Source organism: Pseudomonas sp. No.21 (genome assembly GCF_054558415.1).
The window spans coordinates 150,945-166,673 of record NZ_BAAJNO010000001.1; the positions used below are offsets into that span (position 1 = coordinate 150,945).

The following is a 15,729-nucleotide window of genomic DNA, read 5'->3' on the forward strand; positions in this document are numbered from 1 at the left end:
GGGCGCCGCCCGAACCAGGCGAGCGCCCATTCACCTGCTCAGAATGCCGGGGCGCTATTGCGGCTGTGCCGGAAAGCGCTCAAGCAGCTGCCGTGAGAAGCCGCGCAGCGCGTCGAACTCCGCGAAGTCCGGCGCGTGGTCCATGCGCCTGGGCCACAGCTGGGCGGCGGTCTTGTGCCAGTAGAGGATGGCGTCGTGCCCCGCGACGGAGTCCGGCATCTGCCGGCGGGTGTACTCCCAGGGCTCGCCGCCCGCCCAGCGCCACTCGCGCGAGACGTCGTCCGGCTCGCCGCGGGTGGCGACCTTGACCAGCGCGCCGGCCTGGTAGGTGTAGAAGTAGCGCAGGTACATCTCGTCATCGGTGCCCGTAAGCCAGATCGTGCAGACCTCGCCGTTCGGCTTGTTGGTGACGTAGACCTCGGCTTCGTGGCGATACGGCCAGCCCGTGGAGACGGGCAGCGTGGCGAGGTAGCGGCTGTTCTCGTAGCCCTGGCCGTCGGGGAGCGGGCAGTGGTCGCGGAGCGAGTCGAGGCGTGTCGCCGGGTTCCAGCGCCAGCCTCCATCGGGGGCGGGAATCCCCGAGAACACATCGAGCAGTTCGTCGCTGACCAGTTGCTGGTCATCGCCGAAATGGCCACGGACGCGCTCCAGCACCGTCTCCCGGTTCGCCCAGCTGATTTCATCGCCGACCTTCAGCCCGCAATCGGCCACCTCGGGCGCCGCCCTGGCGCCGCGCGAATAGGTGAGCAACAGGCCGTTGGAGAGGACCTCGCCGCGTTCGGTGTCGCCGGCGAAGCAGCTCAGGCGGATGTCCATGCGCTGCTCCTCGCACCCCTTGGCGCAGGTCATGTATTCCAGCGACAGGTCGTCGATGCGGAAGGTGCCGCCCTGGTCCTCGATGACCGGGGCGAAATCCAGCTCCAGGGTGCGCGGGCCGGCCGCAATGACCTGCGAGGCCGGCAGCTTCAGCCACACCGTGCGGTCCCGCGTGCGCGTGCAGCGCCTGAAGGAGGGCAAGGTGCCGAAGCGCGAAGGCGAGGCGCAGTTGGCTCGCGAGGTGGTCGTCTCCGTGGTGTTCGGCGAACCGTCCACCAGCGGGCGATAGGTCGCGTGCACCTTCACCCGCCAAGTGCCGACCGGGGGCGCGTCGGGAGCCAGCACCTGCAGGCTGACGCGGTGGTTCTCGGCGGCCAGGCGCTGGGCCGCGCAGGGCAGGGCGGCGCCCAGGCAGGCCGCCAGCAGCAGGGCGAGGCAGGGCCGGTGGGCATTCTTCAGCCAGTGAGTGCCGAACGGGTGTTTTTTCAACCAAGACTTCCTGCGTGACGATCGCACGACCGCGAGTGCCTGCATTCTGCGGGGCGCAGCCGTGAACCGCGCGTGCATGGCCGACATTTCCGGCCTAATCACCCCACCCTCGAGGCGTCCAGTGCAGGCTCGCCTTAGTACAGCTGTGCTAATTGACCCTCCCAGGCGGGCGTCGCTAGATTCCGGACCCTCATCGCTGCCGAGCATCCCGCCTCGCAGTGACCACGACGGCAAAGGATCGGCCCGCCATGCGTTGTTCCCCCAGGCTCCTGCTGCCCGCCTTGCTCCTGAGCAGCTCCGTTACCGCTCATGCCGAACAGTTGGTCGGCGATTACTGGATCGTTCACCACCAGGGCGACCTGGGTGTGAATGAGCTGTTTGTCGCCGATGGCGACGCCGCGCACATCGTCGACCGCCCGGGCGGCATCCAGTCGCTGGGCGTGTACCAGGTGTATGAGAAGACCGGGAAGAAACTGACCTCCTACGACGTCGAGATCGATTGCGGCAAAAACCGGGTGCGGATCAACGACGCCCAGGATTTCGGCGTCTTCAACGACTGGACCCCCGTCAAGGTTTCCAGCAAATGGCAGAGCCAGCCCGATGCCTGGCTGGCCCGCAGCCGGGACTTCCTGTGCCAGCCGGGCGAGCGCGCATCGATGCGCCACCTGGGCAAGATGTCGCCCCTGGCCATGATCGACGAATCCCGCGAGGTCTTCAGCGCCCTGGGGCGCGAGCAATACAAGGCGGCCATCCTGAAAACCATCGATGACGCATTCGACAGGATGGCCCAGCAGTGAACACGCTATTTCGTGGGGAACAGACGATGAAAGGAGTTCTCGCCCTCGCCCTGGCAGCCACCCTGCTCGGCGGCTGTGGCGTCGTCCCGTCGCTGCCGGAAGCCCAGGCACGCAGTGCGTGGAAGAACCGTCCGGTAGCCGAGGTCATCGATTATTTCGGCGCCCCGCGCCAGATCTTGGGCGTGCCCGAAAAGGACTGGGTGGTGCTGGTCTATGGCTACGACACATCCTATGTATCGCGTGAGGCACTCGGCACCTCCACCGGGCCACAGAACGGACAAGTCGTTCATACCGAATATTGGGGCGACGTCTTCCATTCCGGCAGCTGCGAACTGCGCATCGCCATCAACCGGGCCAGGCAGGTGGATTTCCTGACGACCCGCGGCAACCGGTGCGGCAGCGTCGATCTGGTTCCCTAGCCAGCTCCATCGGCCCGTCCTCGCGGCCTCCCTGCTTTTTTGCCCCTCGACCCTTGGAGCCGAGCCAGACCATGCACACGATCACCACCGCTCTGACCGGCGCCCTGGCGCTGCTTTGCATCACCAGCCAGGCGCAGGGCAGCGAGACGTTCAGCTGCGACAGCGGCTACTTCCCCACCGAGGGCAGGTTCAGCCAGCTCTACAAGGTCGTGGGCAAGCACCAGACGCACTTCTTCAAGGACGACGAGCGCTGCCCCGAGTCGGAAGGGTGCATGAAGAAGGCCTACGTCATCGAGGGCGACGAAGTGCTGGTCAACAAGATCGAAGGCGACTGGGCCTGTGCCTGGTACCAGGGCAGGACGCGCGAAACCGTCGGCTGGATCGTGCTGGAGAACCTCGCCCCGGCGGCTGATCCCTTGCCCGCATCCACCGACTGGCTGGGCACCTGGAAGGCCCGGGCCAGCACCATCACCATCGAGCAGCAAGAGCAGGGGCCGGGCCTGCACGTGACCGGCGATTCGACCTGGGGCAGCGGCGCCAGCACCCACATCGGGCAGATCGACGGCACCTTCAAGCCCAAAGGCCGCTACGCCATGACGAAGGACGGCGACGGCAAGTACGACTGCGCGGTCGAGTACACCCGCATCGGCCGCTTCCTGATGGTGGACGACAACAATAACTGCGGCGGCATGAATGTGAGCTTCGATGGGGTATACGTCAGGGCGCAGTGAGCCGAGGGGGGCGGCTCAGCGGAGGCGATGATTGATCGTCTCCGGTTTGAGCAGTTCTTCTGCCCCCTGCGGCCCATAGAACCTCACGTCCTGAATTCCAAACCGGCTGGTGTTAACCACCGTAACGCCTGCATACATACCCACTACAAAGGTGTCGCCTCGCTTGACCAGGCTATTGGGCGCAAAGCGCGACCAGGGCGCTTTGTAGGCGATGATCTCCATCGACGCCTGCTCAGGGGATGGGTTTACGGCAATAAGGCTGTCGAAGGTCAGGATGTAGGCGACGCCTTTTTCAAAAAGGATCTTCTCCGGGGCGGAGGGAAGCAGGGTGACCCTGGTCAACTTCGGTTCGCTTGCGATATCCGTCAGCTCGTACATGGCGCCAACGTTGATCCCCATGTGGCTGAGCCCGGTAAACACGAAGATCGAGCCGTCGACTTTCTGGATGCTGACGACATTTTCCTTCAGCAAGGTTCTGGTCGTTCCATCCTGCGAGGTGACGGTCAGCTCACCTCCCCATTCACCATGGTCCGTGCCCATGATCTTCACGCCATCGACCTGCAACTCGGTCAGGGGCCGCTCCAGGCTCTGCTCATCGTGACTGATGAGGAGCCCGCCACCGTCGGCAGTAACCTGATAAGAGCCAAGGTCCAGTACTTTCTCGGTGATGCCGCTTTTCGGTATAGCCTGGGCTACCAGGCCGTTCTTTTGAAGTTCGCTTTCGAGGGGGCCTGCGACCGCCGTCATGGAGATCAGGGCTGAGAGTGCAGCGATTGCAATGCGTTGCATGGGAGATATCCGTTCTCTTTAGACCAATGAGTGTGTGCAGTAGCGCTCGATCACCTCACACAGCTGATCGACCTCGCCCAGCGGCACGAATCGGCTGATCGACCAGCCGTTCTCGTCGAGCTTCTGGCTGAAAACGCAATAGCCGACCACGGCGCCGCCAAATCGATAGCGGGAGACGAGCAGCGTGTCTTCGCCATAGATGAAGTCGGGTGTGTGGGAGATATGGAGGTGCTGGAAGGGGTTGTTCGGGTCGAAGTGAATCGATTCGAACAGGCCCTTCGCATCCAGCCGTTCGAATGCTTCCTTGAGATCACCCTCGAAACACGAAAAGCCGTTGCCGGATCGCTCGCGGATGGCCGTGACAGGTACGGTTTTCACGGGCCAGCCGCTGAGTTCCGGCACCAGGTGATCCCAGCCCTTGGCCAGTGCAATTTCGCGGGGCGTCTCGCCGTGGGCATTGGCCCGGAAGACATTCGCCATGCCCTGGAGCCCTTCGAGAATCTCGATGCGACGGGTCGCGCCCCAGCTGCCGGGCTTCTCGGCGAACGGTGCCTTGATCAGCGCGGTTATCAGGGTCTCGCCGTCCCGGGTGAACCCTTCCACCACGTCGTACGGAATGTTGTCCCAGCCGATGGAGAAGACATTGCCTGCCTGGATCAGCGTGGCCAGGGCATCGGTGCTTTGCGTGCTGAGCAGTTCGTTGTTCACCCGCTTGAATGCCTTCAAGGGTAAATACACCGCCTCGATGCTTTCCGCTTCCGAGGTGAAGAGAAAGGTGCCGGGAAGCTTTTTCTTGCAGTGCTTGTGCAGCGCATCGAGAAAGCTCTGATCGATGTAGGTGCCGCCCTCGTGGGTGAACGTCAGCGAGTGGGTTTCCTGCTGCTGGGTGAAGGTCAGGGTGAGCTTGCCGGTGCGGCCGGCTTTGATCTGCACGCCCTCCGGTGCCAGGTCGCCATTGCTGATGGCCGCCAGGCGTGCGAGTAGCACTTCGTAGTCTTGCGGCTCATCGATCACGTCGGGGTCCAGCGAGGCAACGTTTGCCGGAATCAGCTCGCGGAATATCTCCACGACAGTGGCCTTGTCCTTTGCGCTGTTGGGCACCCGGCCGGAGAAGGCCTTGGTTTTACGCAGGATGTCGGTCAGCAGGGCGAGGGTGTTCATGAGATGTCCTTATCTCGGCAACCGAGCGGGTCAAGTGAAAGTGAGCACGTGGGATATCGGGTAGAGCGCCTCGGCAGGCGAGCGCGCATGGCGACATCCATTTCCATGCAGCTGGCCGATAGTGCCACTGCCAATGCAGGTTGGAAATCGAGGCGGCACGGATCTGTGAAAGGGTGCTGGGATACGCCGAGGGTGAGCCTAGGTGAGCCGTGCGCCTCCCCTCTGTGAACCCATCGACGGGAACTCATCCCGGGGATTGACCTGGCGCGTGCCCCGTCGATGATGGCGCCCTGGGTACGCCCAACCGCAGGCAGGGAAGCCGCCTCGCCGGGCGTCGAGGATGATCCACACAAGGAGGTTGGCACATGCACGGCATGGCATTGATCGGGATGTTGCTGGTGGGCACGCTGCCCGCGCTGCTCCCTGGATGGCGAGCGTTTCTGGTGGCCCTGGCCGGGGTGGCCGTGCTCTACGGGGCGCAGGTCGCCTGGTTCTTCCGGGCTGTGGAGCGGGAGGCGACCGAAGGGCCCGCCTTCATGACAGGTATCGCCATCCTGGGCGTCGAGCAGGTGCTCGTCGTTGCCTCGGTCATCGGGCGGTTCATCGTCCACGCCCTGGCCCGCAGCCTGGGCCGGCGCGCGCGGGCCGGCCTGCTCTGGGGACTTGCCGTGCTGGCAGCCAGCCTCTGCGCCTTCTCGCTGAGCGGTTACGCCTCGCCTCTGCTCATAGGGGCGGCGGTGCCGTTCGTCTGGTTGTGGCTGGCCCTGTTGCTGGCGCCTCGCCCATCTCGGGGCCTGTCATTCGCCTGACCCGAACGTACGGGAGGCTTCAGATGGGGAGTTTGCGGCCCTCGACCCTCTGCCTTGTGCATTCATCAAGCGCAGCGGCATTTTGGCTGCTAAGGATTTCCCTACAGAAAATAGGGAAGTGCCGATAACCATTGAGTCCGGATCACAGCAAGATGAAGCGGAACTGAAGACAACCCCAAGTCGATGGGTTTGGGGTTGCATCAGCTTCTCATTCCGTTTGGCTTGGCTACTCTGAGGAAGGCCGCTCCGGCTACCGGACGACTACTGCGGGCAGTAAGGGCAAAACGTTCCGACCCCATACCGCGAGGAGCTCATCATGCTGTTCAGAAAGAGCCGAGTCAGCCCTGCCATCAAGACCCCCCAGGACGAAGAAAACCTCCAGCGGCTGCGTGCCGTCGAGGACAACGTCGCGTCCATCTGCTTCACCCCCCGGGGCGAGATCATCACTGCCAACCCCCTGTTCCTACAGGTGGTCGGCTACACCGAGCAGGAGATCGTAGGCAAGCACCACCGCATCTTCTGCGAGGACAGCTTCCGCAGTTCCAGCGCCTATGAGCGTTTCTGGGCATCCCTGGCCAACGGCATTTCCCAGCGCGGGGTGTTCAAGCGCATCGCCAAGAACGGCTCGGTGATCTGGCTGGAGGCGACCTACTTCCCGGTCAAGGATGAGTCCGGCCGCGTGACTGAGGTCCTCAAGATCGCCAGCGACGTCACCCAGAAACACTCCGACCTGCTGGTGCTGGCCGCGCTGAGCGACGCGCTGCGCCGCTCCATGGCGATGATCGAGTTCACCCCCGACGGCGAGATCATCGACGCCAACGACAACTTCCTGCACCTGATGGGCTACAGCCTCGGCAGCCTCAAGGGCCGCCACCACCGCATGCTGTGCCTCGACACGTTCTACAAGGAGAACCCCGACTTCTGGGCCAACCTCAAGGCCGGCAACTTCTATCGCGGCCACTTCGAGCGCAAGACCGCCTCCGGCAACACCGTGCACATCGAGGCCAGCTACAACCCGGTGAAGGACGAGTCCGGCACCGTGTTCAAGGTGGTCAAGTTCGCCATCGACGTCACCGAACAGGTGCGCCGCAACGAAGAGGTCCGGCGTGCCGCCGAACTGTCCTTCTCCACCGCCGAGGAGACTGCGCAGATCTCCAACCGGGGCATGGACTCGCTCGATCAGTCGGTGGTGATCTCCGCCACCACCCTGACCATGGTGAACACCGCCGTGGACCTCATCTCCAAGCTGAGCCTGCAGGCCAAGGACATCGAGAACATCGTCACTACCATCCAGGGCGTCGCCGAGCAGACCAACCTGCTGGCCCTCAATGCCGCCATCGAAGCGGCGCGGGCAGGGGACATGGGGCGCGGTTTCGCCGTGGTGGCCGACGAAGTGCGGCAACTGGCCGGGCGCACCAGCGGCGCCACCGTCGAGATCAAGAGCGTGGTCACCGAGAACGTGAAGATGACCCAGCAGATCGACGACTACATGAAGAAGATCGAAGCCAGCGCCAAGGACAACAACGCGCAGATCTCCACCGTCGCCACCATCATGGGCGAGATAAGCCGGGGCGCCGAACACGTCGCCAAGGTGGTTTCGGCGCTCTTCAAGTAACGTCGACCCCGGCACCGGGCCAGTTTTTTTGAAGGGCCGCTATTGGCCAAGAACGGATTATTTCGCAGTGGCTGGTGGCCTCTGTTGAGGCTTGAGGGTGTCTACGAGACCAGGGCCGTCGCGTGATGCAGGCCCTTCAGAAACTCCAGTTCCTTGGATATAACCTCGCTGAAGAAAGGCTCAAAGTAAGGTTGGAAATGGTTGGCTTTGATCGTTTCTACGGTGATGTAAGGATTTTTCACTTTGTTAATTGCGGGCTCTACGAAGGGGGCGACTGTGTCCTCCGTTGCTCCCAGCAATAACGTGGGAACCTGAATTTCCTTCAATCGTTTGAGCGGGCGATAGGGACCCATTGTGATCAGGGAGCGCGCAGCGACACGATTGTCGTACTTGCGCCTCAAGCTGCGCTCAGCGAGTTGCAGTGCCGTATGGGCGTCATCTCTATCCATCGAAGAAAACGCCCCAGGTTCGCTGACAACCGGAATATAAATGGGCCGCCCGGGTTTGATCAGATCGGACAAACAGTAAACAGCGAATTTCATCAGGCGGGGGGCAGGTAGCGCCAATACCGTAGCCATGCCGTCCAACATGGGGACCTGGGCGATCACACCTGCCAGTTCTGGATGATCTGCTGCTAGCTCCACCGCATGGCCACCGCCGAAAGAAGAGCCCCAAACGACGATTTTGGTTGGGTCAATGCGTGGATGGGATTTCAAGAAGGCGAGCGCTGCATCGGCGTCTTGCATGCGCTGACGAGCCGAAATGGTCTGCCGAGGAAGCCCAGCGCTCTCACCCCAACTGCGGTAGTCGAACGTCATGACCGCATACCCGGCGCGCGTGAACTCTTCATAGAATGGCACCGTCAGTGCGTTCTGGATGCCTCCCCATCCGTGCACCATGAGAATGGCCGGCCTGGCGTGTTTGTTGGTGTTTGCCGGCCAATGCAGCGTGGCTGCGCACCAAGTACCCTCCGAATAGAAGCCTGTTCGTTCGCTTTGGCACGTAAGGTCTTCAGGGTTATGTCTCAGTTTTTCCATGGCGCAGCTCCAGAGGCAGAATTATCTTGGATGGCATTCAAGAGATAAATCTACTCCTCTTGAATGCAATTCAAGAATGGCCCGGGCGACAGTGGGAGTTGGCAGCATGGCCAAGAATAAGCGTGACATTGATCTGGATGTGAAAAGAGGGGAGCTGGAAGAAACCGCCGCCAAGCTGTTCATCACATGTGGCTACGACGCTACCTCCATGAGTCGAATTGCCCAAGAGCTGGGAGTGACCCCTAATACCCTCTACTGGTACTACGGCAGCAAAGACGAACTTCTGGTTGGGGTGCTCAACCGCCTGGTGTCGGACAGTCTAAAGCGGCTGCCCTCGATAGTGGGATTACCCCTGAAGGACCAGATTGCCTGGGCGTTACAGGAATTTGAACAAAGCCGAGCGCTGGTAAATACGGTTCACGGCAAACTTGGCCAATCCGCAGTGATTCAGGATTGGCATGAGGGATTTCACCGAATTCTAGAAACTACAGTGGTCCGCGCGTTGAAAGCCAAAGGCGTCAGTGAAGGGCGAGCCAGGATGTTGGCTACGGTCGCAACGTTTCTCGTAGAAGGCCTCCTGGCACATCCGCACACCGAGCAGCAGCGTGACGATATTCTCGAATGGTTTTCCCAACACTCCTTTACAGACCTGGCCTGATACAAAGCCCGCGCTCTGATTCATCTCGAATTGTTAACCCAGCAGGAAGAACGCGTGGCATAGGTGCTCGAAGGGCGCCGGCTAACGAAGGAGCGCTGTACGGGCGACTTCAGTCGCCAAGGGATGCGCAGCATCCCCCCTGCGATACCGAGTGGCAGACCTGCGGTCTGCTTGGCGACTGAAGTAGCCCCTACATGCCGCGCACCCTAGGAAGTGAGCGCGGGCAGGGTGACGTCATTGGGTTTCGAATCAGGCGCCTTGCGTGCCGTTCCCAGAATCATCTCCGCCGCCTTCTCCGCGATCATCATTGCCGGGGCGTTGGTGTTGCCGGTGATGAGGGTGGGCATGATCGAGGCGTCCACCACGCGCAGGCCGTCGATGCCGTGCACGCGTAGCTGGTCGTCGACCACGGCGAGCGGGTCGTGGCCCATCTTGCAGGTGCCGACGGGGTGGAACACGGTGCCGAGGTTCTGGCGTATCCATTGCTCGATCTGCGCCTGGCTGTCGATGGCTTTGCCGGGCACCAGCTCGCCGCGCAGGTGCTGGCGGAAGGCGGCGGTGCTGGCCAGGCGGCGTACCAGGCGCACGCCTTCCACCAGTTTGCGCAGGTCTTCGGGGTGGCTGAGGAAGTTGGCGGCCAGGTGCGGTCTGTCGCGCGGGTCCGCCGAGTTCAAGCGCACTTCGCCGCGGCTTTGCGGGTGCATCACCGCCACATGCAGGCTGATGCCGTGGCCGAAAGGGATCAGCCGCTGCGGCTGGTTCTTCAGCGCCGGGGCGACGATCAGGCCCAATTCGGGCGTTGGTGCGTTGGGGTCGAGCCGCAGGAAGCCGCCCGCTTCCACGGTATTGGAGGTGAGCGGGCCGCGCCGGCCGGCCAGGTACTGCCAGGGCGAGCGCAGCAGCGGCCAGAGCCCGCGCGGGGAAAGGCCGTAGCCCAGGGCGGCGTCGCTGCGGTACATGAGCACCACGTCCTGGTGGTCCTGCAGGTTCTGGCCCACGCCGGGCAGCTCGTGGCGCAGGGCGATGCCGTGGCGGGCCAGCTCCACCGCCGAGCCGATGCCGGAGAGCATCAGCAGCTGCGGCGAGTTGATGCTGCCGGCGCTGAGAATCACCTCGCGCTCGGCGAACAGCTGCAGCAATTCCTCGCCCTGGCTCACTTCCACGCCCACTGCGCGGTCGCCCTGCAGCAGCACGCGGTGGGTGAGGGCGCCGCTGAGCACCTGCAGGTTGGGGCGCGCGAGCACCGGGTGGAGGAAGGCCCGTGCGGCGCTGCAGCGCTCGCCGTTGATCTGGGTGACGTGGAAGGGGCCGATGCCTTCCTGATCACTGCCGTTGAAATCGGCGTTGTAGCGCCAGCCGAGTTCTTCGCCGGCCTGGTAGAACACTGCATTCACCGCACTGGGGCTGCGCAGCTCGGCGACGTTGAGTTCGCCGCCCTGGCCGTGCCAGGCCGAGGCGCCGGGCTCGAAGTGTTCCGAGCGGCGGAAGTAGGGCAGCACCTCGTCGTAGCTCCAGCCGCGATTGCCCTGGGCGGCCCACTGGTCGTAGTCGTGGCGGTGGCCCCGGATATAGATCATCCCGTTGATGGCGCTGGAGCCGCCCCACACGCGGCCGCGCGGGCAGGGCACCTCCACTTCGCCGCTGCCGGTGGCGTGGCTGAAACGGTGCATCCAGTTCCATTTCGGGTTGGCGATCAGGCGGATGATGCCCGCCGGTGTGCGGATGTAGCTGCCGGGGAACAGGCTGCGGTCGCTGGGGCCGGCCTCGATCAGGCAGACCGAGAGGCCCGGGTCGGCGGAGAGCCGGTTGGCCAGCACGCAGCCGGCCGAGCCGGCACCGACGATGATGTAGTCGAAGCGACGGGGTGAGGTCATGACGGGTTCCTTGCGGTTCACAGGCCCAGCAGCGAGCCGACGTCGAGGGTCAGCTGCAGGGCGACGACGAAGCCGTCGCCACTGATCTCGGTGGCGCCGGGGTTGTAGTAGTTGTCCGGGTTGAAGAGGTACTGGACGCTGGGTTCCAGGGCGAGGTGGCGGGTAAGGGCGAAGTGGCCGTTGCCTTCCAGTGCGTAGACATCCCGCGAGCCCTGGCTCGGGTCGCCGCCGGCGGCGATGCGGCTCTGGCGCTGGAACTCCAGCTGGTGCGGGTTGAGGCGCAGGTAGCTGGCCTTGAGGTTGAGTGTGTCGCCGGGGCGCTCGAAGGGCGCGAGCCAACTGATGCCGGCCTCGGCGAAGTGGCGGAAGGGCTGCTTGTCGTCGGCGGCGGCCGACAGCGAGCCGAACAGCTGCGCCGCCTGGGGCGCATCACCCTGGCCACCGTCGGCGCGCCACACCGTTTGCTGGAACTTGAAGAAGGCGCCGCTGCTGCCGTGCTCGCTGGCACCGGTGAGCGGGTCGGTCTGCCGGGAGGTGTTGTGGTAGCCGTTGAGCTCGTAGTGGGAGCTGTAGGGGTTGCGCTCGGCGCCTTCGCGGCGGCCGATGCCGTAGAGCAGGCTGGTGCCGCTGGCGTCGGTGGTGCTGAAGTCCAGCCCGTGGCGCTTCTTCAGGTAGTCCAAGGGGTTGGATTCGAAGGCCCCGGCGTGCAGGTACAGGTCCGGTGTCAGGCGGTACTTCAGGTAGCCGCCCCAGGCGCCGTAGGGCGGCGGCAGCACGCCGGTGGAGGCGTCGATCACCGGGTCGTTGCAGGTGACCTGGCTCTCGCAGTTGTAGATGAAGAAATAGCGGCGCGCGTTGGTGCGGCCCAGGTGGGTTTCCAGGTTGCCGTCGAGCCATTGCTGCTCCCAGGTCAGCAGGCTCAGCTGGCTGGCGCCGATGTCGTTGTGGATCGGCGCGCCGCCGAAGTAGCTGCCGACGGCGCCTTGCCAGGCGCCCGAGGTGGGCTGGCCGGTGTTGCGGTCGAGGATGAACTGGGTCTGCTCGATATGCAGGGCGGCGCCGTCCAGGCCGGCCATTTTGCCCAGGTCCAGGTCGGCGCCGAGGAACAGGTCGCCGCTGTTGCCGAAGCTGTGCGGGCGCGGGCCGGTGTCGAGGTTCTTCACGGCCAGGCTGAGGAATACCGCGTGGGTCTTGATGCCATGTTCGGCGAGCTGGCTGCCCAGCTCCGCCAGTGGGCCGGGGGCCTCGTCGGCGAGGCCGGGCAGCGGCAGCAGGGGCAGGCTCAGGAGCAGGGCGTTGCGGGCCAGGGTGCGGGTCATGGTTGGGCGGTCCTTTCTTGTTGTTGTTAAGGCGCGGTTGTTTTGGGCAGCAGGGCCTCGCCCCGGGGCGCGGGCTCCGGGGTGGGCGTTCTCGGGTGGGGCAGGGCTTCAGGTGCAGAGGTAGCCGCCATCCACGGCGAGCACGGCGCCGGTGATGAAGCTGGCCGCCGGGCTGCAGAGGAAGGCCACGGCGGCGGCCACCTCGGCCGGTTCGCCCCAGCGCTCCAGCGGCGTGCGCTGCATGATCCGCCGGGTGGCTTGCGCGTCCGCCTTGAGGCCGGCGCCCAGGGGCGTGTCGATCCAGCCGGGGGCGATGGCGTTGACGCGGATGCCGAGGGCCGCGTACTCGATGGCCAGCGACTTGCTCAGCTGCACGATGGCGCCCTTGCTTGCGCTGTAGGCGGGGCGGTCGGCCGAACCGAAGGTGCTGAACATCGAGGCGATGTTGACGATGCTGCCGCCCTGGCGGGCCAGCAGCTCGCGGGCGCACTGGCTGGCGCGCATCGCGGCGACGAGGTTGATCTGCAGCACGCGCTCGAAGCTCGCCGGCTGGTATTCCTCGCGGTCGCGGCTGATGCCGGCGCAGTTGACCAGCACATCCAGCCGGGGCAGGGCCTGGATGGCCGCCTCCAGCGCGGCGGCATCGCTTACGTCCAGCTCCTGCGGGCGCACCAGCGGGTGGCGCGGGGTGAGCGCGCCATCGGCGTTAAGCCCGATGGCCAGCACCGAGGCGCCCAGTTCGGCGAACTGCAGGGCGATGGCGGCGCCGATGCCGGAAGTGCCGCCGGTGACCAGCACCTGGCGATCACGGAACAGCCCGGGGTTGAAGGTCGATGCGTGCATGTTCAGGCCTCCGCCAGTTCGGGGTTGGGATTGACCAGCACCTTGATCTGCGCCTTGTCGGCCAGCAGGGCTTCGAAGCCATCGCTGACGGCGCGCTCCAGTGGCACGCAGCGGGTCACCGCGCGGCCCAGGTCGAGGCGGCCGCTGTCCAGCAGGGCGATCAGCTCCGGGTAGACGTCGCGGTAACCGACGCTGCTGGTGATGCGCAGCTCGTTATTGACCAGGTGGAAGGCGTCGAAGCGCGCCTCGCCCATCAGGCCCACCAGCACCGCCTCGCCACCCTTGCGCAGGCCGTGCAGGGCCGCGTCCAGTGTGGCCTGGGTGCCGGCGGCCTCGAAGGCGCAATCCACGCCACCGTTGGCCTGCAGCTGCTGCGCCACGTCCACCTGGCGGGCGTCGAGCACGCGCTCGGCGCCGAACTCCAGGGCCCGCGCCAGGCGCTCGGGGGCCACGTCCACCGCGACTATGTGCTCGACGCCGCGCAGCTGGGCGAGGGCGATCAGCAGCAGGCCGATGGGCCCGAGGCCGAACACCGCGCAGCGGTCGCCGGGCTGCAGGCTGCTCTGGCGCAGGGCATGCAGGGCCACGGCGGCCGGCTCCAGCACGGCGGCCTGGCGCAGGCTCACGCCGGCCGGCAGGCGGTGCAGCATGTAGGCCGGCACCCGGGCGCGCTCGGCGAAACCGCCATCGCCCATCAGGCCGATAAAGCCCATGGAACTGCACAGGTTGTACTGGCCCACGCGGCAGTAGTGGCAATCACCGCAGCGGTAGATGGGCTCCACCGCCACCCGGTCACCCACCGCGAAGCCCTGCACCCCGGCGCCCAGCGCGGTGACCACGCCACTGAACTCGTGGCCCAGGGTCAGCGGTGCGCGGCAGCCGGACAGCGGGTGGGGCTGCTGTTGGGGGATGGAGTGCGGGCCGTCCTGGTACTCGTGCAGGTCGCTGCCGCAGATGCCGCAATAGGCCACCTTGAGTTCCACCTCGCCGGGGCCGGGCGGGGGGATGTCGAGGGCGTCCAGGCGCAGGTCCCGGGCGCCATGCCAGCGCAATGCGTTCATCAGGGTTGTCCTTGCAGGTTGGCGGTGTCGGCGAGGGGGCGGCCGGCCTGGCGGGCCAGCACCGTGGGCGCGGTTTCCTTGAGGAACAGCGAGAGCAGGGCGGCCAGCAGGGCGCCGCCGCAGCTCATCCACATGACGATGGAGAGGCCGTAGCGGTCGGCCGCGAAGCCGGCGATGGTCGGGGCGATGAAGCCGCCCACCAGCTCGCCGATGCCCATGATCAGCCCCAGGGCGGTGGCGATGAAGCCGCGCGGCACCGTCTCCGCCGGGATGGTGGCCATGAACAGGGTGAAGCAGCCCAGGCCGGTGTAGGTCAGCAGCATCGCCGCGCCGAGGCTGAAGGGCGAGGGCGCATAGAGCAGGGCCAGCGGGCAGCAGGCGGCGACCAGGGAGAACAGCACCAGGGTCGGGCGCCGGCCGATGCGGTCGGAGATCGCCGCCACGGCGAAGCCCAGAACACCCAGGCCACGCCCAGGCAGCTCATGATCCCGCCCATGCTCGCCGGGCTGTAGCCACGCTGGCTGACCAGGAAGGTGGGGGTGAAGGAAATCAGCACGATGAACCAGGTGAGGAACACGCAACTGATCAGCGTGCACAGCAGGATGTTGCGGCTCTTCAGCAGGGCCAGGCGGCCGCCGAGGCCGACGCCGTTGCCGGCCGTGCTGGCGTCGGGCTTGCGTACCCGGTCGTCGGGGCGCACGTAGCGCCAGATCAGCCAGGCGATCAGCAGCCCCGGCACCAGGGAGATGACGAAGGCATGCCGCCAGCCGAAGGCCTCGGCCAGGCCGATCAGCACCGGCGGGCCGATCACCGCGCCCAGCAGGCCGGCGGCCGAGCCCTGCAGCAGGCCCATGTTGAGGCCGCGCCGGTGGGGCGAGGAGGCCTCCACCATCAGCGATTGCGACAGCGGCAGGATCGGCCCCTCGGCCAGCCCCATCACGGCCCGGAACAGCAGCAGGCTGAGGAAGCCGCCCACCAGCCCGGACAGCGCCGAGCACAGCGAGAAGAGGATCACCGCCGCGATCAGCAGCGGCTTGCGCACGCCGTTGCGGTCGGACCAGAGGCCCACCAGGGCCCCGGATACCGCCCAGGCCAGGGCCAGCACCGACGACAGCATGCCCAGGTGGCGGTTGCCGAGCTGCAGCTCCTCGGCCATGAAGGGGAACAGGAAGGACAGTGCCAGGCGGTCGAAGAATACGAAGCCGAAGGTGAGGAAGAGCACGCCGAGCAGTACGTTTTCATACCGGGCGTTGGAGGTGGTGGGCGCCATGTCGTTCTCCTCCGGGGCGCCGCGCGGGCGCCCCGGGCAAG

The 15,729-nt window shown here is 65.3% G+C and carries 14 protein-coding genes and 2 pseudogenes; 7 read left to right on the forward strand and 9 right to left on the reverse strand.

Annotated elements, in window-relative coordinates; genetic code table 11:
- Nucleotides 1-54 precede the first annotated feature (54 nt).
- Nucleotides 55-1,305 (reverse strand): hypothetical protein, encoded by a 1,251-nt coding sequence (locus ACYJSS_RS00645; RefSeq protein ID WP_236205174.1) that lies wholly within the window; start codon nucleotides 1,303-1,305, stop codon nucleotides 55-57.
- A gap of 248 nt (nucleotides 1,306-1,553) precedes the next feature.
- Here ACYJSS_RS00645 and ACYJSS_RS00650 point away from each other — a divergent pair, with 248 nt between their 5' ends.
- From ACYJSS_RS00650 to ACYJSS_RS00660, 3 genes are all read left to right on the forward strand, one after another.
- Nucleotides 1,554-2,102 carry a hypothetical protein gene (locus tag ACYJSS_RS00650; protein ID WP_111261593.1) on the forward strand — a complete coding sequence of 183 codons (549 nt, stop codon included), beginning with the start codon at nucleotides 1,554-1,556 and terminating at the stop codon, nucleotides 2,100-2,102.
- Between the two features lie 26 nt (nucleotides 2,103-2,128).
- Nucleotides 2,129-2,521, forward strand: a complete 393-nt coding sequence (locus ACYJSS_RS00655) for a hypothetical protein (RefSeq protein ID WP_111261592.1) — start codon at nucleotides 2,129-2,131, stop codon at nucleotides 2,519-2,521.
- Between the two features lie 71 nt (nucleotides 2,522-2,592).
- Nucleotides 2,593-3,252 carry a hypothetical protein gene (locus ACYJSS_RS00660; RefSeq protein ID WP_236205175.1) on the forward strand — a complete coding sequence of 220 codons (660 nt, stop codon included), beginning with the start codon at nucleotides 2,593-2,595 and terminating at the stop codon, nucleotides 3,250-3,252.
- Between the two features lie 15 nt (nucleotides 3,253-3,267).
- On the opposite strand, the gene ACYJSS_RS00665 is transcribed toward ACYJSS_RS00660, so the two are convergent.
- Complete coding sequence (locus tag ACYJSS_RS00665) at nucleotides 3,268-4,041, reverse strand: hypothetical protein (RefSeq protein ID WP_236205176.1); 774 nt, start codon at nucleotides 4,039-4,041, stop codon at nucleotides 3,268-3,270.
- Nucleotides 4,042-4,059: 18 nt separating this feature from the next.
- Nucleotides 4,060-5,202, reverse strand: coding sequence for a hypothetical protein (locus tag ACYJSS_RS00670; RefSeq protein WP_236205177.1), 1,143 nt, complete (start codon nucleotides 5,200-5,202; stop codon nucleotides 4,060-4,062).
- A 365-nt stretch (nucleotides 5,203-5,567) separates the two neighbouring features.
- On the opposite strand from ACYJSS_RS00670, the gene ACYJSS_RS00675 reads away from it, so the two are divergent.
- The 3 genes and pseudogenes from ACYJSS_RS00675 (at nucleotide 5,568) to ACYJSS_RS00685 (ending at nucleotide 7,626) form a co-directional block, all read left to right on the forward strand.
- The gene (locus tag ACYJSS_RS00675; RefSeq protein WP_236205178.1) at nucleotides 5,568-6,011 is read left to right on the forward strand and encodes a hypothetical protein; all 444 of its coding nucleotides are present in this window, start codon (nucleotides 5,568-5,570) and stop codon (nucleotides 6,009-6,011) included.
- A gap of 316 nt (nucleotides 6,012-6,327) precedes the next feature.
- Nucleotides 6,328-7,098 (forward strand): annotated as a pseudogene (locus ACYJSS_RS00680) (PAS domain-containing protein); the annotation flags it as partial.
- Between the two features lie 78 nt (nucleotides 7,099-7,176).
- Complete coding sequence (locus tag ACYJSS_RS00685; RefSeq protein WP_373874047.1) at nucleotides 7,177-7,626, forward strand: methyl-accepting chemotaxis protein; 450 nt, start codon at nucleotides 7,177-7,179, stop codon at nucleotides 7,624-7,626.
- A gap of 101 nt (nucleotides 7,627-7,727) precedes the next feature.
- On the opposite strand, the gene ACYJSS_RS00690 is transcribed toward ACYJSS_RS00685, so the two are convergent.
- On the reverse strand, nucleotides 7,728-8,663 hold the full coding sequence (locus tag ACYJSS_RS00690; protein ID WP_021221736.1) for an alpha/beta hydrolase: 936 nt from the start codon (nucleotides 8,661-8,663) through the stop codon (nucleotides 7,728-7,730).
- 106 nt (nucleotides 8,664-8,769) lie between these two features.
- Between ACYJSS_RS00690 and ACYJSS_RS00695 the strand changes: the two genes are divergently transcribed.
- Nucleotides 8,770-9,321, forward strand: coding sequence for a TetR/AcrR family transcriptional regulator (locus ACYJSS_RS00695; RefSeq protein ID WP_031288592.1), 552 nt, complete (start codon nucleotides 8,770-8,772; stop codon nucleotides 9,319-9,321).
- 206 nt (nucleotides 9,322-9,527) lie between these two features.
- Here ACYJSS_RS00695 and ACYJSS_RS00700 read toward each other — a convergent pair whose 3' ends face one another.
- The 5 genes and pseudogenes from ACYJSS_RS00700 to ACYJSS_RS00720 all read right to left on the reverse strand — a co-directional run bounded on the left by ACYJSS_RS00700 (nucleotide 9,528) and on the right by ACYJSS_RS00720 (nucleotide 15,688).
- A complete protein-coding gene (locus ACYJSS_RS00700) occupies nucleotides 9,528-11,195 on the reverse strand; it encodes a GMC family oxidoreductase (protein ID WP_236205180.1) in 1,668 nt (555 codons plus the stop codon).
- A 17-nt stretch (nucleotides 11,196-11,212) separates the two neighbouring features.
- Nucleotides 11,213-12,514 carry a carbohydrate porin gene (locus tag ACYJSS_RS00705; RefSeq protein ID WP_236205181.1) on the reverse strand — a complete coding sequence of 434 codons (1,302 nt, stop codon included), beginning with the start codon at nucleotides 12,512-12,514 and terminating at the stop codon, nucleotides 11,213-11,215.
- Nucleotides 12,515-12,622: 108 nt separating this feature from the next.
- Nucleotides 12,623-13,357, reverse strand: a complete 735-nt coding sequence (locus tag ACYJSS_RS00710; protein ID WP_236205182.1) for an SDR family NAD(P)-dependent oxidoreductase — start codon at nucleotides 13,355-13,357, stop codon at nucleotides 12,623-12,625.
- Between the two features lie 2 nt (nucleotides 13,358-13,359).
- Nucleotides 13,360-14,418 (reverse strand): 2,3-butanediol dehydrogenase, encoded by a 1,059-nt coding sequence (locus ACYJSS_RS00715; protein ID WP_236205183.1) that lies wholly within the window; start codon nucleotides 14,416-14,418, stop codon nucleotides 13,360-13,362.
- A pseudogene (locus ACYJSS_RS00720) lies at nucleotides 14,418-15,688 on the reverse strand (MFS transporter). The gene ACYJSS_RS00715 and the pseudogene ACYJSS_RS00720 overlap by 1 nt, the downstream one beginning before the upstream one ends.
- Between the last annotated feature and the right edge of the window lie 41 nt (nucleotides 15,689-15,729).